This is a genomic window from Dyella humi (genome assembly GCF_044904605.1).
Lineage (GTDB): Bacteria > Pseudomonadota > Gammaproteobacteria > Xanthomonadales > Rhodanobacteraceae > Dyella_B > Dyella_B humi.
The window spans coordinates 723,053-742,482 of record NZ_JADIKI010000023.1 but is presented as its reverse complement, the minus strand read 5'-3'; the positions used below and the strand labels follow the sequence as shown (position 1 = coordinate 742,482).

The window sequence follows — 19,430 nt, the reverse complement described above, 5'->3', positions numbered from 1 at the left end:
ATGCTTCAAAGCGAGGGCAAGATGAGTTGCGATGCAGGCGAAGTATCCAAAAGGTGAAAGGCATGCAGACCTGAGCTGCGAGTCTCTAGCTGCACAGGCGTCAGGGTTCCGTGTCTGTATGGGGGCTCAACATCTTCATGGATGCTGGCTTTCGACGCTCGCGCTGGGGGATAAGGACTTGCCGCGGATGCGTTTCCTGGCTGAGATGGGCTACTCAAAACCGGGGGACGTCGGATGCGCGGCGACTTATGGTCGGTGAGTGTCTGGAGCAGGGGGATGCTCTTCGGAAGACGGTGACAGTGGTAAGCCGCTGTCTTTTCAGATATCCACGCACGACACAGCGCCGATACGTGTCTTAGCATCAATGAAAGTTGATAGCACCGCGGTTGTCAGTATCGGTATTACGGCGCGTCGCGACTAATCGCACAACTCGGCATCAGGATAGCTTCGATAAAGCCAGCGTGGCTTTCCTTCTGCTGCCAGGCGACTGTTTCGGGCGCGCAGGAAAATGTACTGCCCCAAATCGTAGCCCCGATTCGGCGTCGAGTGGATCTGTGCAGCAATGTTTTCGATCGGATAATAGGCACGGGCGTGGTTCTCATGCACGTCGGACGAATAAATCAGGTCGAGATCAAAGCCTAGGTGGCTGAGCATTAGAAATAGCTCGTGCTTGTTGTACTCACGATTGTGCCGGCCGTAGACACCGTAGCCGGAAATTGGGTCGTAAATATTGCCACCGCACATCATCCTGGCGATGTTTTCCAAACGATTCACGTTTGGTGTAGTTAGGATCAGTGCGCCACCAGGGTTTAGTTTGTCCTTGATGCGGCGGAGTGCGCCCAGCGGATCAGCAACCAAGTGCTCAATCACTTCACAAAAGAGAATGATGTCAAATGTCTCTTCGAAGGGGATATCTTCAACGTCAACATTATTGTTAAGGAAGTCAAAATCGAAGACTTCGTTCGTCAGTGTGCTTTTACAACTCTGTCTGCCACCACCACCAGATATGCCGAAATAGTTGGTGCAATAGATTTCGTGTTGGCGAAACTTCTTGAGAAGGATGGTGGTGAAGTAGGGATTCGCACCAATTTCAAGCAGTCTGCCATGTCCTTCCGGAACGATGGAGAGCGTATGGACGAAGCGCCGGAAGTCTGCGCTGAGATAAGTGGACAGCTCTTTGGCTGGCGCACCGTCCAGCTCAAAGCTTTCAAGATAGCTTAGTAGTTCATGTTCAGTATGATTTTCCGGCAAAAGCAGCGGTTGCGAAATATCGGGGAAGAAAGCTTCGATTTGATCGTTCATGTTGCCTTCCTGCATGGTCACTATGAGGCCTATCTTGGCGCGATTGACCGAGCCATGAGCTGCTGGTCAATGCGGATCTCTAGATGGGTATAGATTATTTCTATCGGCGCACTTCGGATAATCAGGATGGATTCTGTGATGTTGGACTTGCATCGGCTGATTGAAGCTTAAAAGCCCTAAGGCCTATGCCAAGCTCACGAGGATCATCGGATATGCCAGCTTGGTTGGGTGACATTGATCCACTGATTGAAATGGTGAGCTCCAACATGCCCTCTTTAATCGCGGTACAAGGGATGGGGAAGATGATGGGGGTAGGTAGCGGTGATGTGAGTTGCTGTCCCCACAACTGCAAGCCTTCTGCACCGATAGCGACCTTCATGACGGGGTTCTTTGGTGTAATAAAGGCCGTGAAATCCATGGACATCACATAGCCTCCGGCTGGGCATTGGTCCACACGGCCTTTGATGAACGCCTTGGGGCTGCTCGACCAGGTGCCCCAGGCTTCTGGGGCTGCCCAGCCGGTACCAAGAAAACCCTTTGCAACTGGGTGAGTCCTGGTTATTTGGTATGTTCGACCAACTTCCAATACAGGCCGTGCTTGACCCAACTGTCCTATTTGAGCCAACTCAGCGTCGCTCAAGATGACATACCGCATGCTGCGCCCATCAGGCAATATCTTGCCCTTATCAACGGGAGCGAGCACTCGAGCCGGTAATACTGCTGGGTCAATTTCGCAAGGGTTCGTGGTCATAGGCACTACGGGGTAGCCCTGACGGACGACGATGAGCACCTTGCGGCAGCCTGGGCCAAGTACTGCGTACGATTTCGGTAGCATGGGGTCTATCACGTCAACATTGCGATCAGCGAAGATTTGCGCCGGTGGATCGTACCAAGAGGGTGCGTGCTCCTGTATCCAGGCGGAGAGTCGAGTCGGTGTTAGATATTTTTCATGCTGACGGGGAAAGAAATGCGCGGCGTTTGCGATAGTCGCCGCGGCAAAAAAAAGAAGCGTTACCAAGGCGATACTCAGTTTTCTCGAAAGGTTCCCTATGAGATAGGCCAGCCCTGGTACAAATAGGCCGATATACCAAGTGGCGTATCGTGCAATATCGATAGTGGCACCAGAATTCAGGTTCTCGGTGGATGATTGCGCATACAAATTCGTCGCTAGAAAAATGGCAACGAATGCGGTAGTCAAAGAAAAGATGGAAATCTTTTTCACTCTGAGAGCAAGCGCCAAGGCCACCAAGATCAAAATGGACAATGGCCAATTGGGAATGAGACCAATATCCGGATCAATGATCCAGATATACATGGTGCCTAGATGTAGACCAATTTTGGCGCCGCCGGCCAGAAGCTGCGGATCAATGACGCCGACTCGAGTAAAGTAATAGATCGGGTGGATGGCCATCAAGGCAAGCGCTAGGGCTCCAAGCATGACGTCCTTGATCCTGATGGTTTGTCCCCACATCTGCCATACCGCTATGGCAAGAGAAAAGAGAGCAGTAGCGGCAATGCTGATATTTTGAGTCGACGCAAGCGCAAGCCAGGCAGCCGCGCCTAGATAGCGGCGCTGTACAAACAGAGTCGTTCCTGCAGCAACGCACGTAAACGTGAGGAATTCTGTGTGCACTTTATCAACGAACCAGAAAATCGGCGAACCGACAATAGCAATACCGACAGCGAGCACCCCAGATTTTCCGTAAAATCTAGCGCTCAGGTAAATCAGCGACGCAGCTAGCAGCGCATGTAGGAAAAGAAATGCCGCGTGTGGATTGCTTTTAATAGCCGCTAGCCAGCCACCTAATGTGGCTGCCATCGCCGGATAAAACCAAAAATGATTGAAGTCAGCACCGCTCCTTTGATTGAGAGCGGGGAATACCGTGCGTAGGCTATCCGTATCTACAAGATAGGCAACTTTTCTTTGGTCGTACAGATGATCGTAGCTGGTCCATGCGGGCTCAGTCATGAAGGTACGATGCCCATCTTGGATCGCGTAATACAGAGCGTAGTACTCGGAGCCATCGCCGACCCGTTGTGCCGGCAGCTTTAGTGTCAACACGGAAAACAGCGTCATGGCAACCAAGGCAAGCCAAATGCTGGCTTTGTGTGAGGCGGCGCGCGACCAAGGCAACGCTTCACTTGGCGAATTTAGTGTTTGATCTTTTGCATTAGACATTGACAGATGAACCTTTCAGCACAGATAGAGCTACAGCCTGCCCTTCGCGCACCATTAATTATGATCTTGTCCTTCAATGGCGCGAGTCATTGAATTCATCTGGCACCAGTCAACTACTTGCGAGCGCTGTACAAAACATCCGGCAACTTAGCCAAGACATCCCTAGACTTCACACACTCTCAAAACGTCTATTAATGAGGGCCGCGATGCGGTCGCCCTCGCGAATAGCGTAATTGGTGCCGCGATCCTCTGGATAAATCTGTGCCATGGTGGAGATCAAGGCGTTTTCATAGGGGGTATCCTGGCCCGGCACGTAACTTGAATAATTGCGTTCAGTGACGGGTTGGGCGTACTCGGCGCGCCAGATGCGAAATTCCTTGATCCAGTTGCGCTTGAATTGAGGGAACATGCGCTCCAGGTGAGGTAGTGCATATTCAAGATATGCTGCGTCACTCATACCCCAGGTTTCGTCGGAGATGGCAAGGTAGCGTGAAAGGAACACGATATGGCGCCCAGCATAATGCGAGCTGTCATCCAGATTTGTGTGCTCAATGACACCGACAAAGGGGAATCCCGGGTCATTGACGTTGAGCCAATATGTATCGGAAAGACTGTGTGTAAGTTCCATTACAAGACAGATATTTCCTAAGTAGTTCACCCGATTTAGCCTGTCGAGCCACGCTTCCGGTGCGTCTTTCAGAATTTGCGCGATGACCTTGAAGGAGGGTGTGAATAGGTAGTTGTGCGCACTAACGTTACCTGAAGATGTCACAAGGGCCTGAATCTTGTTGCCCTCCGTAAGCGATCCGACTACCGGTGTGCCATAGCGAATTTCTCCATTGAGCACCGTGATTCGTTCCGCTAGTGCTTCTGCCAGGCGACCAAAACCACCGCGAAAATAGGCTAGTTGCTCACCACCGCCGGAGTCGCGCGTGCTGCCTCGAAGCACGAGCTTCTTCCAAAACCAGACCGCATTAATGTCCTCCGCAAAAACCGAGAACTTCGAGCGAATCAGCGGTTCCCATACGACCTTGAAAACCTTCTTTCCACACAATGGCTCCAGCCACTCGCGGATCGTAAGATGTTCGATCGACTTCCAGTCCTTAACCTTGCGGACTTGGAAAACAAGCCAGCCAAGGCGCAAGCGGTCAATGAAGGGAAGCGGGCTGAAGCGAAGGACATCAATAGGCGTCGACAGCTTCCACAGCCGTCCGTTGTAATACATGCCAGTATTTGATGGCAGGGTCAGGATCGAATCGCTGAGGCCGAGCTCCTCAACCAGCTTGGGCACGTAAGCGTCGTTATTGAACCAATGATGGTAGAACTTTTCGATGCAGACACCGTCGTCGAATTCAAACGTGCCGGCCAGACCGCCGGGGGTCGCCTCGCTCTCAAGAATAACCACCTTTTTGCCAGTCTGAGCGAGTCGGAGGCCGGCAACGAGACCAGCAAAACCTGCACCGACAATGGCAGTGTCAAACGTGGGCGAAGAATCGTTCATGTTACTCTCCAGCTTCGTCGCGGATTGCTTGCGTTTGCACCGCTTTAAATAGATTTCGGTTGAAGATCATGATGATTGCACCTGCAGTCGTCGTGGGAAGCCATACGCCGAGATGACATAGGACCGCGAGCGTCATGGCCTGCACAGAGGTGCCACCTATGAGGTTCACCGCGGTGAAGGCGGCGAGATGGTATGGGCCCACATACCCAGGGGACGAAGGAATCAGCGTTGCGATGGTAGCCATGGACATCAGAAGAAGCCCTCCGGGGAGCGAGAACACCATTCCTGTGCCCTGCATCAATGCGAGGTAGAGGCCCAGTTCACCCGCCCAGGTTGCAAATGAAATCGTAAATGTTGCGAAGATCGAACGGGGGTGCGAAATGGCTTCCAATGCTCGACCAAGGTTCGTTACGGTCAATACGATTTTTAATAGCTTAGATGGCTTCCTGTTTTCGATTCGAGTGGTGATCCAGCCAAGCAGCCTGACGATGGGTGACGTGAAGAAAATCAGGCAAAGCAAGGTGGCACTTCCGAGCACGGATATGATTACTACGATGTCAGTAACGGTGCTCGGGAGCGCGCCTTTGGGAAAGAAAAAAATGGCTGCAGCCAGGCAAATAAGCAGAGTGAGCAGATCGGCGAGCCGTTCGAGTACGAGTGTTGCCGTCGCCGCGGTGCGTGTTACACCAAGCGAGGCTGGGAACACAAAGGCTCTGACGACGTCGCCTAGGCGAAGTGGTAACACGTTGTTCAATGCAATCGACGCAAGGAAAGGCCCCGCGCAAGCACGCGTGGTCACGTTAGAGCCACAGGTACGTAGAAGTACTTTCCAACGGTAAATGCGAGCAGTGTAACCCACACTCAGCGAGAAGAACCCAAGCAGTAAATATGGCCACCGGAATGTAGCAAGCGCTTGCCTGACTTCCGCGAACTTTATATGTCGAAAGACAAAATATAGGCACACAAGGGATAGCGCGCAGCCGACAAGAAGTCGAAGCAAGTTGCTCTTCGATTTTCTCTCTGCGCTGTTCAGGAATGCGGGTTGGTCAAGCATTGTTATACCTTCCACGGTGCCTTGCCTGCATCCCACAAGCTCTGCAGTTCTCGCTTGTCACGTAGGGTGTCGCATGGCTGCCAGAAACCATAATGTTGGAACGCCATCAGCTGGCCGTCCTTGGCAAGATTTGCAAGGGGTGCGCGCTCGAACGAAGTTTCATCGCCTTCGACATAGTTAATGGCCGAAGGCTCAAGAATGAAAAACCCGCCGTTAATCCAACCCATTTCATCCTGCGGCTTTTCTTCGAAGCTCGAGACGTTCGATTTTTCTCCCATATTCAGTACGCCAAAGCGACCTGGAGGCTGGACTGCGGCCACGGTCGCTAACTTGCCATGTGATCTATGAAATGCCAGTTCCGCCGATATATCGATGTCGGACAAGCCATCACCGTAAGTCAGGCAGAAGGTCTCGTTGTTTAAGTGTTCGCGTATGCGCTTGACGCGTCCGCCAGTCATGGTGTCCTGGCCAGTGTCGATGAGAGTGATTTTCCAGTCCTCTGCTCGCGTATCGAGGACCTTCACGTCGCCGGATCGCAGACTGATTTCCAGGTTGGCTGTGTGACGATGGTAATTGAAGAAGTATTCCTTGATCACATAGCCCTTGTAGCCAAGGCATATCACGAAATCCTTGATGCCATGCTTGGCATAGGATTTCATGATGTGCCAAAGGAGCGGGCGACCACCAATTTCGACCATTGGTTTTGGCCGGTAATCCGATTCTTCAGCGATGCGCGTGCCAAGGCCACCGGCAAGTATGACTGCCTTCATGATTCGCTCTCAAAGTTTGATGTCGTTTGATTTGAGGTTCAGTGTTTCTTGGGCGATGGCAATGGGCTCTCTGCGCAAGATTTTATAAATGCGGAGGAGATATTCACCAAGAATGCCAAGCAAAAGCGATTGGAAGCCAATGCCGAACAAAATCAGAATATGGAGGCTCGCAAGGCCGCGTGGCAGATCGGGATGAAGCAGCTTCAGCCCTACGTAGTAAATAGCACCGATGGCGCTGAGAGAAAGAATGGCGCAGCCAGCCACGGTTGCAAGCCGTAGGGGGACCAGCGAATGATTAAACACGCCAGTGAAGCCGAGCTTGATGAGCTGAGCTACCCCGAACTTACTGGAGCCTGCTACTCGTGCCGAACGATCATAGGGCACGCCGATTTGTCGGAAGCCCATTCCAGCAATCAATCCACGCAGGTATGGCTCTGCGGATCGCTGGCAGGCGAGCGCGTCGACGACTTTGCGGTCGACGAGGCGGAAATCGCCCGCGTTGCGCGGTATTGGGTGCTCGCTGATTCTGTCGATAAGCCAGTAACCTAGCTTGCGAAAACTGTGGATGAGCTTGCCTTCCGGGCGCGAGCGACGGATACCATAGACCACGTGGTAGCCCTGTTTCCACAGGGACAGGAACTCTTTAAGTAGCTCGGGAGGGTCCTGTAAGTCTGCATCAATCTGGAGGACAGCATCCCCACTCGTGTGCAGATAATTTGCCAGAATAGAACGCTGAAAGCCGACGTTCTTCGAAAACCGGATGGCTTTGACGCGTTTGTCCCTGGAGGCAATCTCGCCCAACATGTCCCACGTGCGATCGACCGAATGGTTATCTGTGAAGACGAACTCCAGGCGGCACTCGGGTGCCATCATTTCTGCCAGTGCGGCCAATCGCCCATAAAGGGCGTCGATGTTGCCTTCCTCGTTGAAGACGGGAATGGCAATGGATATCAGCGGGAGATTTGTCATGGCTCAGGCATGCGAAGTCAATTGGCGCATTTCATCAACTGCGCTTTTAATAGCCTGTGAGAATGTCATTGTTGGTTTCCAGCCTGTAGCTCGTCCGAGCGCATCCGGAGCGCCTACGACACGCGGCACATCATCAGGACGCATAGGTAATGCCCCGAAGCGGAGGAGCCCTGTATCTGCCCCAAGTATGGAGGCCACGGACAAAGCGAAATCTCGCACTGAAGTGCCCTTGCCGCTACATACATTGTAATGTCCAGTGGGCAACGTGCCGCGCAAGGCTGCATTTAACGCAGCTAGGATTGCGGCACATGCGTCATCCACATGGATGAAATCGCGCTGTTGTAGACCTTCTGAAAGTAGAACGGGCCGCCCCATGCTCAGGCTCTCGAATAGAGAAGGCAGCAGGCGGTGTGAAGCTTCCCCAGGTCCGAAGACATTGAACAGGCGCAGGTTTACTGTCGGGAGGCCAAGCGTGAGGCCTATTGCAACAGCGAGAAGCCCTCCGGCGGCTTTAGTGGCTCCATAGGTTTTTGCTGTTTCTAGTGAAGCCCCTTCTCCGATTTGCTCACTATCAATCTGGGCGTACTCTGAACTGCTTCCGGTCATCACGAAAGCTCGGGCGCCAAGATCGCGTGCAAGACAGGTGAGTTCGACCGGCAAGTGACCGTTGATTTCGAGCAGGCGCTGAGCGTCCCGATCGTCCGGATTGACACCTGCCGCGGCCAGGTGGATCAACGCATCGATAGGCTGACCTTGTAAGGCCGAGCGGAGATCCTTTGCATTTAGACGTGGGATGGCCAAGAAATGTACGCCACCTCCCGATACTGGAGTTCTTCCGGTAGCCACCACGGAGATACCAGCGTTGCAGAGGTGTCGAAGCAATCTGTTGCCGATGAATCCAGAAGCCCCGGTCAGCAAGATGCGTATCATGCATCGGCCCACAGTCGGTTTAGAAGAGAGCGACGCCAGTCATTGAGCTGGTCGTGCGTGATTTCGTGTGCTGTCTGTTTCTTAGCATAAAATTCACAGTACCAATCCGCTGTACGGACAATAGTTTCGTTGACGTCCCAGGCTGGCTGCCAAGCAAGCACGTCGCGCGCCAGCGTGCTGTCGAGCGCCAGCAGCTTCGCCTCCTTGGCCGGACTATCCAGATAATGAAGCTTGGGACGTGCCCAGGTGGAGGACAGCGTTTCAAGAACATTGCGTACAGTAAGAGCACGCCCGTCGGTCGGGCCGAGGTTCCAGCTTCGCGCGTGCTGTTCTGGTTTCTCGATGAGACCCGCGGCCAGCATGAGATAGCCTTGCACCAACGCAAGCACGTGCTGCCACGGGCGCGTCGCGTCTGGATAGCGAAGCGTCAGCGGTGCCCCGTTGACTACTGCGCGTACGAAATCTGGAACTAAGCGATCCTCGGACCAGTCTCCGCCACCGATAATATTGCCACCTCTTGCGGTTGCGAGCGGCAATGGTTGGCCGTCGATTGTCTTGAATGCATATTGATAACTCTGAATGACCATTTCGGCCGCCGACTTGGACGCGCTGTAGGGATCTCTACCTCCCAGTGCGTCGTTTTCTCGGTAAGGCCACGGCCATTCCTTGTTCTCGTACACCTTGTCGGTAGTGACGCAAACAATAGCCTGCACATTGACAAGCCGACGGGCCGCTTCTAATACGTTAAGTGTGCCCATGACGTTGGTGTTGAACGTCTCGAACGGTTCTCTATAGCTCCTGCGAACAAGGGGCTGAGCGGCTAGATGAAGAACAACATGCGGGTCAAAGTCTGCGATGGCGCGATCAAGTGCTGGACAGTCACAAATGTCGCCACGGACCGATTGCATACGGTCCTCGAGACGGAGTTCCTCCCAGAGACTTGGCGAGGTTTCGGCGGGTTTTGAGTAGCCGCACACCGTCGCGCCGAGCTGTAACAGCCATGCGGAGGTCCAACTGCCAGTGAAGCCTGTGTGTCCGGTGAGGAATACCCGTTTTCCGTGTAGCGCTCGCTCAAAAGGCAGCAAATCATTTCGTTCCATACTTCGATATCCCTCTAAAGGGCTACTGAGCAGAGCATGCTTTGGGCGACGCCGGCGTCGGCGTCTGTGCTGAATTGCAGACGCCCGGCTCTCAAATTGCGGCGGATGAGTTCGGCAGGTCTGGGTCCGTGTATAGCTACGCTGCCGCTGTTGAGCACATCGATCATGTTACGGTCGACGTCAAAGCAAAGGACATCATTGCTCATCCCTGACAGGCAGCCTTCTGTAATCAGGCCGACATAACCTGATCCAATCACAGTAACTTTCATTTGACTCCCTGATCCTTTATGTGGCCACGCAATATGTCCCGTAAAGCCGTGGCATCCGTAAGAAATTTTCTCTTAATCATGCCACAACCACCGCTTTTTGGGCCACTAACGAGACTCTAATGACAACTCCCTGACGAGGCTGAAAGGTCTTGCGAAATCCCGGAGTGGCCGAGGTGGGCTCGATACACGTTCGGTGATGAGGCTTGGCTTAATGGATAGCGTCGTTTGGGCCGATGTTGGCCGCTCAAGTACTTTCGCCCGCTTCAGGAGTCGGTCTCGGCCTATAGTCAGGGCTGCCGGCGCGGGCAGCCAGGACATTCATGTGGAAGGGAAGTTCGATATGGGTATATAAATGGCCGCCCTTCATGGGCTCCCCATCCCGGCCTGTCATGGCAGAATCCGCCATTCTCAGTATTTAGCGGCGCCAATGACTTCATTTTACGGATATCTGGACCAACTCGAAGCCGAAAGCATCCACATCTTTAGAGAGGTGGTGGCCAATTTCCAGCGCCCAGTGATGCTGTACTCGATCGGTAAGGATTCTTCGGTGCTGCTGCATTTGCAGCGTAAGGCTTTTTACCCTGCGCGGTCACCCATCCCGCTTCTGCACGTCGATACGACATGGAAATTTCGCGAGATGATCGCCTTCCGTGATCAGGTAGCCGCGGCTGGTAATGTGCAGCTGCTTGTGCATGTCAATGAGGAAGGTGTCCGCCAAGGCATTTCTCCACTGGTCCATGGCGCAGCGATACATACGGATGTGATGAAGACTGCCGCCCTGAAGCAGGCGTTGGATAAATACCGCTTCGACGCGGCGGTCGGAGGTGCCCGTCGCGACGAAGAGAAATCACGCGCCAAGGAGCGCATTTTCTCCTTCCGCAACGCGCAGCATCGATGGGACCCGAAGCATCAGCGTCCCGAGTTGTGGAATCTCTACAACACGCACATCCACAAAGGCGAGAGTGTGCGTGTTTTCCCCCTGTCCAACTGGACGGAGATGGATGTATGGCATTACATCCGGCGCGAAGAAATCCCGGTAGTGCCGCTCTATTTTGCAAAGGAGCGCCCGGTGGTGTCGCGTGACGGTACTTGGATCATGGTGGATGACGAACGCTTCGTCCTGCACGATGGTGAAAAGATCGAGCATCGCACCGTGCGTTTCCGCACGCTTGGCTGTTATCCGTTAACCGGTGCGATCGAATCCACCGCGAGCACGCTGGATGAGGTCATTGCCGAAATGGCCGAATCACGGTTGTCGGAGCGTCAAGGGCGGCTCATCGACCAGGATGCAGCGGCGTCAATGGAGCGCAAGAAGCAGGAGGGCTATTTCTGATGGATGCAGCCGATGTCCAGTCTCGCAGCCTCCTGCGTTTCATTACCTGCGGCAGTGTGGACGATGGCAAAAGCACGCTGCTAGGCCGTTTGCTTTTCGATGCGGGCATGCTGCCGGATGATCAGATTGAGGTGCTGCGGCGCGATAGTCGGCGCCTGCATCCCGCCGGGGACATCCTGGATTTTTCGCTGCTGACCGACGGTCTCGATGCCGAGCGCCAGCAAGGTATCACGATCGATGTGGCTTACCGCTATTTCAGCAGCGTACGCCGCAGCTTTATCGTGGCCGACTGCCCCGGACACGAGCAGTACACGCGTAATATGGCCACGGGCGCATCGCATGCGGATCTGGCCATCGTGCTGGTCGACGCTCGCAAGGGTTTGCTGACGCAAACGCGGCGACATACGTACATTTGCGCGTTGCTTGGTATTCGCAAAGTCATTGTGGCTGTCAATAAGATGGACCTGGTCGATTATAGGGAGGGCATCTATGTATCCATCCGCGATGCCTACGGCGAGCTTGCCTCGCAACTGGGCATTGCCGCAGTTCATGCGCTTCCGGTTTCTGCTCTCGGGGGCGATAACGTCGGCAAGCGTTCCACACGGATGGCCTGGTACGAGGGCCAGACCTTGCTCGAATTGCTCGAAAACATACAGGTCGAGCCGTTCCATTCCTCCGACTTTCGCATGCCAGTGCAATGGGTCAATCGTCCGGACCAGACCTTTCGCGGTTATGCGGGAACGATCTGCAGCGGTCGGGTCAAGGTTGGCGAACCGGTCGTGGTGCAGCCTGGTGCGCATCGCGCTCATATCGCAAGAATTGTAACGGCCGACGGCGATCTCGACGAAGCGAATGCAGGGCAGGCCGTGACATTGACGTTGGATTGTGAGATCGACGTCAGCCGCGGTGATGTTATTGCCGATGCAGTGCGACCGGCGCAGGAGACTGATCAATTTGCCGCGCATGTGTTGTGGATGAGTGATGCGCCATTGCTACCTAATCGTGGTTACTGGCTCAAGATCGGCACTCGAACAGTCAATGCCCGAGTCACCTCGATCAAGCACAAGGTGGACGTGAATACGCAGGCCAAGCTGGCCGCGCATCGTCTGCAGTTGAACGAGGTCGGTTATTGCAACATCGACCTTGATCATCCCATTGCGTTCGAGCCCTATGCCGACAATCCAACGCTAGGCGGATTCATACTCGTCGAGCGGCAGAACCATGCCACCGTAGCTTGTGGCATGCTCGATTTCGCGCTTCGTCGCGCTACCAACGTGCACTGGCAGCACCTGGACATAGACAAGCAGGTGCGGGCGCAAAGCAAGGGGCAGCGACCACAATGCCTGTGGTTCACCGGGCTGTCAGGTGCTGGCAAATCGACGGTCGCCAATCTCCTTGAGCGTCGCTTGAACGCATTGGGTTGTCACACCTATTTGCTCGATGGCGACAACCTGCGCCATGGTTTGAACCGTGACCTTGGTTTTACGGCAGAGGCGCGAGTGGAGAACGTGCGGCGTGTAGCCGAAGTGGCGCACTTAATGGTCGATGCCGGGCTTATCGTGCTGGTGTGCGTAATTTCGCCATTCCAGAGCGAGCGCGAATTCGCCCGCGACTTGTTCGAGGAGGGCGAGTTTGTGGAGGTCTTCGTCGATACGCCGCTGGAGGAGTGCGAGCGGCGCGATCCTAAGGGGTTGTACCGCAAGGCACGCTCGGGAGAAATCAGCAACTTCACGGGCATCGATTCTCCTTACGAGGCGCCGGCTAGGCCGGAGGTGCACTTACGCACTAGCGAAAGCTCGATTGAAGCGATGGTTGAAGAGCTGATGTCACAGGTGGCTCCCGACGCGGAACACTGATTGTTCGTACCATGAGAATGCCGGTGATCGCGAGCCTGGAGATTCATTCGCGGGTTTCACCGAACCGGAACATTTTCCCCACTATGCATGCGGATTCGAACTTGAACCCTTCTGAATTGCCGTTTCTTGTTTTCGGCGCGCCGCAGATCGGCGAAGCGGAGATTGCCGAAGTGGAGGCATGCATGCGGTCGGGCTGGCTGGGAACGGGGCCGCGCGTGGCGCAATTCGAGCGAAATTTTGCGACCTTCCGCAGTGTACAGGCGTCACAGGTCGCGGCAGTCAACTCCTGCACGGCGGCCTTGCATGTGAGCATGCTGGCGGCGGAGATCGAGCCTGGCTCTGAAGTCATCACCACCCCGCTGACTTTTTGCGCCACCGTCAACGCTATTCTCCACGCCGGACTCACGCCTGTGTTGGCCGATATCGATCCGCTGACGCAGAACATCAATCCTGTGGCCATCGAGGCGGCCATCACGCCTCGTACGCGGGCGATCCTGCCCGTGCATTTTGCCGGTCGTCCCTGCGACATGGACCGCATCATGGCGATCGCAGATAGCCATAAACTGGCGGTAATCGAGGATTGCGCGCACGCGGTAGAAGCCCATTTTCACGGCAAGCCACTGGGTACATTCGGCGATTTCGGCTGTTTCAGCTTCTACGTGACCAAGAATGTGGTCACCGGCGAAGGGGGCATGATCCTCGGTCGCAGCGAAGCGCAGGTGGCGCGCGCACGTATTCTTGCCCTGCACGGGATGAGCAAGGATGCCTGGCATCGATTCGGTGATCAGGGTTATAAGCACTACCAAGTCGTGGAATGCGGTTTCAAATACAACATGATGGATGTGCAGGCGGCAATCGGCCTGCACCAACTGGCTCGGGTTGAACAGAATTGGCATTGCCGTGCCGAGATCTGGCGGCGTTACGACGAAGCGTTCGCGGGACTGCCAATTTCATTGCCTGCTGCTGCAGCTTCCGATACGCGGCACGGCCTGCACCTCTACACGGTGATGATCGATGCGCAACGCTGCGGCATTACGCGCGATGACTTCCTGGATCGCATGAATGCGATGCGGATTGGCACGGGTGTGCACTACCTCTCCATTCCCGAACATCCGTATTACCAGCGGCGCTTCGGCTGGACACCGGAGCAGTGGCCATATGCCATGAGAGTTGGGCGCGAAACCGTCAGCTTGCCATTGTCGCCGGCCATGTCCGATGACGATGTGCAGCGCGTGATCGATGCAGTGCACTTCATCCTGGGCGCTTGAGCTGATGCGGGCATAAAAAAGGCGGTATGTACCGCCTTTTTCGAGTTATCGGGTGCGTTGACCGTTAGCCGATTGCCTGCTCCAGCTCTGGTATCAGCTTGAACAGATCTCCGACCAGTCCGATGTCGGCCACTTCAAAGATCGGCGCCTCACCGTCCTTGTTGATCGCCACGATAGTGCCGGCGTCCTTGATGCCAGTAAGGTGCTGAATGGCACCAGAGATACCGATAGCAATGTATAGCTCGGGGGCAATGATCTTGCCGGTCTGACCTACCTGCAGCTCATTGGGCACATAACCAGCATCGACGGCAGCACGGGAAGCACCTACGGCTGCGCCGATCTTGTCGGCGAACTTGTAGATGATTTCGAAGTTCTCCTTAGAGCCGACGCCACGGCCGCCGGAAACGACCTTGTTGGCGCTTTGCAGGTCCGGGCGATCACTCTTACCCTGCTTGAGTTCGACGAAGCGCGTGTGCGAAGGAAGGCTTACATTCAGGCTCAACGCTTCGACCGGCGCATTGTTGGCACCGCTAGTGGCTGCAGGCCAAGACGCGGTGCGAATGGTTGCCACGACGGCATGCGAGGGGTCAGCTTCCACCGTAACGATGGCGTTGCCGGCGTAGATTGGCCGCTTGAAGGTATGGCTGCCTTCCACGCTCATCACGTCACTGACCTGTGCCACACCCAGCAGTGCGGCCACACGCGGCGCGACGTCCTTGCCGAACGTAGTGGAGGGGGCGAACACGTGGCTATAGCCCGAGGCAGCATTGGCGATTTGCGGTGCCAACACGGCAGCCAGCGGATGGGCGTTTTCGGCGCGAGCGACGGTAAGTACGCGGCTCACGCCTTCAATCTTGGCGGCTTCAGCGGCCAGATTGTCGACGTTGTTGCTAAGCACGAGCACATCGATGGCTTCGGGCTTGATGGCTGCGGCAGCGCTCACGGCGCGCGCGGTGGAAGGGTTCAGTTTGCCGTCCAGATGTTCGGCGATAACCAGGATCTTGCTCATGGATGTCTCCTTATTCCGGTCGGCTGCTCAGAGCAGCCCCTTCTGCTTCAGTGTTGCCACCAGCTCGGCGGCATCCTTCACCATCACACCCTTGCTGCGTTTGGCTGGCGCGGCGTAGTGCGTGGTCTTGAGCTGATCGTGCGTATCCACGCCCAGCGAAGCGAATTCGATGGTGTCGATCGGCTTGGACTTGGCCTTCATGATGTCCGGCAGCTTAATGAAGCGCGGTTCGTTCAAGCGCAGGTCGGTTGTGATCACGGCCGGTAGTTCGGTTTCGATGACTTCCAGGCCGGCGTCGACTTCGCGCGTTACCGTGGCTTTGCCGGCAGCAATCTCGACTTTGCTGGCGAAGGTCGCCTGTGGACGATCCCACAGCGCAGCGAGCATCTGGCCGGTTTGGTTGGCATCGTCGTCAATGGCTTGCTTACCTAAGATCACCAGGCCAGGTTGTTCCTTTTCCACCAATTTCAGGAACGCGCGCGCCGCGGTAAGTGGCTGCACCGCTTCCGGGGTGACTACGTGAATGGCGCGGTTAGCACCCATCGCCAAGCCGTTGCGCAAGTGGGCAGTCAAATCGGCCGGGCCGATGCCAACTACCAGCACCTCTTCGGCTACGCCCTTTTCACGCAAGCGCAGTGCTTCTTCCAGGGCGATGTCGTCAAAGGGATTGACGGAGAGCTTTACGCCGTCGGTCGCCACGCCGGTGCCGTCGGGCTTGACCTGGATGCGGACGTTGTAGTCCACAACGCGCTTGTAGCCGACCAGAATCTTCATCTGCGTTTCCTTATACCGGACGCCTCGTGGGCGTATGGAATTGTCATGCAAACAACTATTCTAACCGGATTTGAAGCACCATGCGGTGGCGAATGGTCACTGCGCGCGCCGGACTAATTCCGCCAGATTCGCAGCGCTTTGCTGCCAGGAAGGCCATTGCGTTGCGGCAGCTTGATTCGGACGCAGGGGAGTGATCAGCCAATTGCGCAGGAACTCGGCCAGATCTGCCGCAGCCGGCGCATTGAAGTAAGCGGCTTGCTGTCCCATAACTTCGCGGAACACTGGAAGATCGCGTGCGATGACGGGCAATCCTCGCCGGGCCGCCTCGATCAACGGTAGACCGTAACCCTCGCCCCAGGACGCAGCTAACAACCCTGTGCTGGCTTGGTAGATAGCATTCAGTTCACCGTCGTCTGCGTTGTCGATCCAAAACAGGCGACGATCTCGTTCTGCATGCTTGTCCACCTTGGCGACGAAAGCTTCCATCATCCATCCGAAACGACCGATGATGACAAGGTTGACGTCTATGCCGCTGCTCCACAGCAACTCGAAAGCGTCGAGCGCCTGATCGTAGCCCTTGCGCGGTTCGATCGTTCCGACCATCAAGAAAGTGGGGCGAGTACGCATTACATAGACAAGCTGCGGGCGCGGTTTGGACACCACGCCTCCCAGCGTGGCATCGACGCCGGGCGGTGAATGTTCCACGCCGGGTGCGCGTTTGAATTGGTAAGGCATTTTCGTCAACGCTAGCCAACGACTCAAGTCTTCGGCAGTTGCTCGTGAAACACAGATCAGACGATCGGCAAGGGTTGTGATCGTTTTCAGCCAATTTTTGAAGCGATCGCGTGCATAAGGATGAAACGTATCCGGCAGCGTAATCGGCAGCAGGTCGTAGATGAGGAACTGCAGGCTCACGCCACGACGATGCCATTCACGTAGTTGAGGTTCTGCTGCGGTGATGGTATCGACGGCCCAATCGAGGCCGAAGAAGGTGTCGCCGTTGGCCGCTTCAACGGCTTCCTCCGGGAGGGAAACATCCGTAAGTCCTAGCAGGTCAAGCGCATAGCGTCGCGCATAATGGTAACGCCCTTGGCTGAAACGCACGGGCTCAATGCGCACACCATCTGGCGGGGACTTGAGCCAATGCACGAGCGTGTTTCGTACAACACGGTGAACCCCGGTACGGAGATCTTTTTCTGCGATGCTGCTGACATCGACCAACCATCGACGAATTTTCCCGGGCTTGCGTACGGATATCGCCGTAGAGGCAACGGCAGCAAGATCGTCATCGCTCGGCTTACCTTCCATAGCTCCAACGTCGTTGAGCAGCATTGCTTCGCGTGCGAGCGGATGCGTCGCATACAACTGCTTCAGTGCGGCTAGGCAGGCGGGAGCTGTCTTGGATTCGGGCAGTACCCTGATGTCGGGAGGCGACATAGCTGTCACCGAAGCGCGAATCTGGCCGGCAAGCGATTCATCGGCACAAAGTACGGCCAAGGCATGTTCGAATAATGGCGCCAAATTGATGCTGGCGTTGGCGGCTTGGCTGCTCTGTAAAGCAAGTAAGCCGGGATAGCCCATTCCTTTATAGGTGGCATGCCACCTGTCCTGATGGTCTGCTGCAGGCTTGCCGCGCGATACATGCTGGACAAGCAGAACGCCTGGGTGCATCCGCATGGCTTTTTCGAAGGTGGAGGCATTGCCCAGCTCGGCGACGTACAGCAGATAGGCAGCATCCAGGTTGCGTACTTGCGAGATGTCGGAAAACACGCTGGCTTCGATGTCATTCATCCAAGACGGGATAGCTGTTCCAGGAGCCGGAACGCAGACGAGCTTGCGTGAAGCGGGGGCTTCCTTCGCAGCATGCCGAGTTCTTGCTTGCTCTGCCGACATCTGTAACGCGTTCAAGGCGCGATCTGCTACAGCGCTCCAATTGAACTTCGCGGCACGGTCGCGACCGTATCGACGAAGCTCCTCGGCAAAGGATGGGTTGCCGAGTATGTCAGTCATGCGCACAGTGATCCCGTCTACGCGTTGCGGATCGAAGAGCGCATCGCGTCTACCCACGACTTCCGGAAGGCTGGCGGCATGACTAGCGATGACAGGGGCACCACATGCCATGGCTTCTAGCGGCGGCAGGCCGAACCCCTCAAGCAGCGAAGGAAAGACGAATAGCGCGCATTCACCGTAAAGCCTTATCAAATCCCCATCCGGCGCATAACCGGTGTAGATCACGTCATCCGCTGTCAGTCTGGCGCTCTGCATCGCAGCCTGCAATTGCGCCATGTCCTCCTGCCCGGCGCGTCCAACGACGACCAACTGGTGCGCCGCGCGCAGAGATTCGGAGAGCGCTCCAAAGGCTCGGATCAGTGCCGGCACGTTTTTGCGGGGATCGAATCCTCCGTTGTAGAGAACGAACGAACGAGTGATGCCATACTTTGAACGAAGGGAGGCTGAAGCTACCGAATCAGGTGACGATGGTGCGAAGCATGAGTCAACTGCTGCACCTATGTTGATGACGCGCTCAGGCGCCAAGCCAAGCTGCTTGATGGCATCTTGACGAACCCACTCGGATATAGCGAAAAGCAGATTACAGCGGCGCAGCGTCTCGATGCCTTGCTCATACCACTGACGCACGCGTGGGTGATCAAGGTAAGCATCTGGATCATGCAAAGGAATCAGGTCATACAGCGTCGCCACGCTGACGACGCCGGCAGGTGGCTCATCCGGCAATACAGCGTCGTCGTTGTATCCCTCGAGCACACTGCTATACCAGACAACGTTCACGCCAAGTCCTTCTACGGCGTGCCGCATGGTACGTGCGGCGGCTCGGCGCAACCAATCGTTTCCGCCAGGTTGGGCGCGAATACCTTCGGGCACGTCCAGTACGAGCCGGCGATCGGGGTTCGCATGCTTACCAAGGGTGGCGATCAACGCATCCGTGGCATCACCGAACCGCGCATTAAGCAGCAGTCGTGCGTCGTGGTTCGCTTCTGCCTTGTCTAAAAAGGCTCGCGTGAGCGCTAACGTGTAGCGACCGATGCCGCGACTTCTGCTCTGACTTTGGGCACCTTGAAGGTCAAGCAGAAGCTTCATGGACGTTTCACCCGATTGCA

At 55.6% G+C, this 19,430-nt stretch carries 15 protein-coding genes; 3 read left to right on the top strand and 12 right to left on the bottom strand.

The features are described 5' to 3' along the window. Window positions 1–417: 417 nt before the first annotated feature. The 9 genes from ISP18_RS14655 to ISP18_RS14615 all read right to left on the bottom strand — a co-directional run bounded on the left by ISP18_RS14655 (window position 418) and on the right by ISP18_RS14615 (window position 10,074). A complete protein-coding gene (locus tag ISP18_RS14655) occupies window positions 418–1,302 on the bottom strand; it encodes a class I SAM-dependent methyltransferase (protein ID WP_380013371.1) in 885 nt (294 codons plus the stop codon). 121 nt (window positions 1,303–1,423) lie between these two features. After that, window positions 1,424–3,481 carry a hypothetical protein gene (locus ISP18_RS14650; RefSeq protein WP_380013368.1) on the bottom strand — a complete coding sequence of 686 codons (2,058 nt, stop codon included), beginning with the start codon at window positions 3,479–3,481 and terminating at the stop codon, window positions 1,424–1,426. A gap of 169 nt (window positions 3,482–3,650) precedes the next feature. Beyond that, a complete protein-coding gene (locus ISP18_RS14645) occupies window positions 3,651–4,982 on the bottom strand; it encodes an NAD(P)/FAD-dependent oxidoreductase (RefSeq protein ID WP_380013365.1) in 1,332 nt (443 codons plus the stop codon). A gap of 1 nt (window position 4,983) precedes the next feature. Next, window positions 4,984–6,036 (bottom strand): lysylphosphatidylglycerol synthase transmembrane domain-containing protein, encoded by a 1,053-nt coding sequence (locus ISP18_RS14640; protein WP_380013362.1) that lies wholly within the window; start codon window positions 6,034–6,036, stop codon window positions 4,984–4,986. A gap of 2 nt (window positions 6,037–6,038) precedes the next feature. Then, window positions 6,039–6,806 carry a glucose-1-phosphate cytidylyltransferase gene (gene rfbF / locus ISP18_RS14635; RefSeq protein ID WP_380013359.1) on the bottom strand — a complete coding sequence of 256 codons (768 nt, stop codon included), beginning with the start codon at window positions 6,804–6,806 and terminating at the stop codon, window positions 6,039–6,041. 9 nt (window positions 6,807–6,815) lie between these two features. After that, window positions 6,816–7,775, bottom strand: a complete 960-nt coding sequence (locus ISP18_RS14630; protein WP_380013356.1) for a glycosyltransferase family 2 protein — start codon at window positions 7,773–7,775, stop codon at window positions 6,816–6,818. A 3-nt stretch (window positions 7,776–7,778) separates the two neighbouring features. Further along, window positions 7,779–8,705, bottom strand: coding sequence for an NAD-dependent epimerase/dehydratase family protein (locus ISP18_RS14625; RefSeq protein ID WP_380013353.1), 927 nt, complete (start codon window positions 8,703–8,705; stop codon window positions 7,779–7,781). Continuing rightward, a complete protein-coding gene (rfbG, locus tag ISP18_RS14620) occupies window positions 8,702–9,805 on the bottom strand; it encodes a CDP-glucose 4,6-dehydratase (RefSeq protein ID WP_380013350.1) in 1,104 nt (367 codons plus the stop codon). Before rfbG ends, ISP18_RS14625 begins: the two co-directional genes overlap by 4 nt. 14 nt (window positions 9,806–9,819) lie before the next feature. Continuing rightward, window positions 9,820–10,074, bottom strand: a complete 255-nt coding sequence (locus tag ISP18_RS14615) for a hypothetical protein (protein ID WP_380013347.1) — start codon at window positions 10,072–10,074, stop codon at window positions 9,820–9,822. A gap of 427 nt (window positions 10,075–10,501) precedes the next feature. Between ISP18_RS14615 and cysD the strand changes: the two genes are divergently transcribed. From cysD to ISP18_RS14600, 3 genes are all read left to right on the top strand, one after another. After that, window positions 10,502–11,407, top strand: coding sequence for a sulfate adenylyltransferase subunit CysD (cysD, locus tag ISP18_RS14610; protein WP_380015859.1), 906 nt, complete (start codon window positions 10,502–10,504; stop codon window positions 11,405–11,407). Beyond that, on the top strand, window positions 11,407–13,263 hold the full coding sequence (gene cysN, locus ISP18_RS14605; protein ID WP_380013344.1) for a sulfate adenylyltransferase subunit CysN: 1,857 nt from the start codon (window positions 11,407–11,409) through the stop codon (window positions 13,261–13,263). Before cysD ends, cysN begins: the two co-directional genes overlap by 1 nt. 101 nt (window positions 13,264–13,364) lie before the next feature. Continuing rightward, window positions 13,365–14,531 (top strand): DegT/DnrJ/EryC1/StrS family aminotransferase, encoded by a 1,167-nt coding sequence (locus ISP18_RS14600; protein WP_380013341.1) that lies wholly within the window; start codon window positions 13,365–13,367, stop codon window positions 14,529–14,531. Between the two features lie 64 nt (window positions 14,532–14,595). Here the strand turns inward: ISP18_RS14600 and ISP18_RS14595 are convergent, their stop codons facing one another. The 3 genes from ISP18_RS14595 to ISP18_RS14585 all read right to left on the bottom strand — a co-directional run bounded on the left by ISP18_RS14595 (window position 14,596) and on the right by ISP18_RS14585 (window position 19,410). Further along, entirely contained in the window at window positions 14,596–15,540 is a 945-nt protein-coding gene (locus ISP18_RS14595; protein WP_380013338.1) for an electron transfer flavoprotein subunit alpha/FixB family protein, read from the bottom strand. A 27-nt stretch (window positions 15,541–15,567) separates the two neighbouring features. Then, a complete protein-coding gene (locus tag ISP18_RS14590) occupies window positions 15,568–16,314 on the bottom strand; it encodes an electron transfer flavoprotein subunit beta/FixA family protein (protein ID WP_380013335.1) in 747 nt (248 codons plus the stop codon). A 96-nt stretch (window positions 16,315–16,410) separates the two neighbouring features. Continuing rightward, a complete protein-coding gene (locus ISP18_RS14585) occupies window positions 16,411–19,410 on the bottom strand; it encodes a glycosyltransferase (RefSeq protein ID WP_380013332.1) in 3,000 nt (999 codons plus the stop codon). Window positions 19,411–19,430 lie beyond the last annotated feature (20 nt).

Bases quoted from the DNA above. Each gene is read 5' to 3' on its own strand.
- ISP18_RS14655 (WP_380013371.1), bottom strand. From the start codon at position 1,302: ATGAACGATCAAATCGAAGCTTTCTTCCCCGATATTTCGCAACCGCTG.
- ISP18_RS14650 (WP_380013368.1), bottom strand. From the start codon at position 3,481: ATGTCTAATGCAAAAGATCAAACACTAAATTCGCCAAGTGAAGCGTTG.
- ISP18_RS14645 (WP_380013365.1), bottom strand. From the start codon at position 4,982: ATGAACGATTCTTCGCCCACGTTTGACACTGCCATTGTCGGTGCAGGT.
- ISP18_RS14640 (WP_380013362.1), bottom strand. From the start codon at position 6,036: ATGCTTGACCAACCCGCATTCCTGAACAGCGCAGAGAGAAAATCGAAG.
- rfbF (WP_380013359.1), bottom strand. From the start codon at position 6,806: ATGAAGGCAGTCATACTTGCCGGTGGCCTTGGCACGCGCATCGCTGAA.
- ISP18_RS14630 (WP_380013356.1), bottom strand. From the start codon at position 7,775: ATGACAAATCTCCCGCTGATATCCATTGCCATTCCCGTCTTCAACGAG.
- ISP18_RS14625 (WP_380013353.1), bottom strand. From the start codon at position 8,705: ATGATACGCATCTTGCTGACCGGGGCTTCTGGATTCATCGGCAACAGA.
- rfbG (WP_380013350.1), bottom strand. From the start codon at position 9,805: ATGGAACGAAATGATTTGCTGCCTTTTGAGCGAGCGCTACACGGAAAA.
- ISP18_RS14615 (WP_380013347.1), bottom strand. From the start codon at position 10,074: ATGAAAGTTACTGTGATTGGATCAGGTTATGTCGGCCTGATTACAGAA.
- cysD (WP_380015859.1), top strand. From the start codon at position 10,502: ATGACTTCATTTTACGGATATCTGGACCAACTCGAAGCCGAAAGCATC.
- cysN (WP_380013344.1), top strand. From the start codon at position 11,407: ATGGATGCAGCCGATGTCCAGTCTCGCAGCCTCCTGCGTTTCATTACC.
- ISP18_RS14595 (WP_380013338.1), bottom strand. From the start codon at position 15,540: ATGAGCAAGATCCTGGTTATCGCCGAACATCTGGACGGCAAACTGAAC.
- ISP18_RS14590 (WP_380013335.1), bottom strand. From the start codon at position 16,314: ATGAAGATTCTGGTCGGCTACAAGCGCGTTGTGGACTACAACGTCCGC.
- ISP18_RS14585 (WP_380013332.1), bottom strand. From the start codon at position 19,410: ATGAAGCTTCTGCTTGACCTTCAAGGTGCCCAAAGTCAGAGCAGAAGT.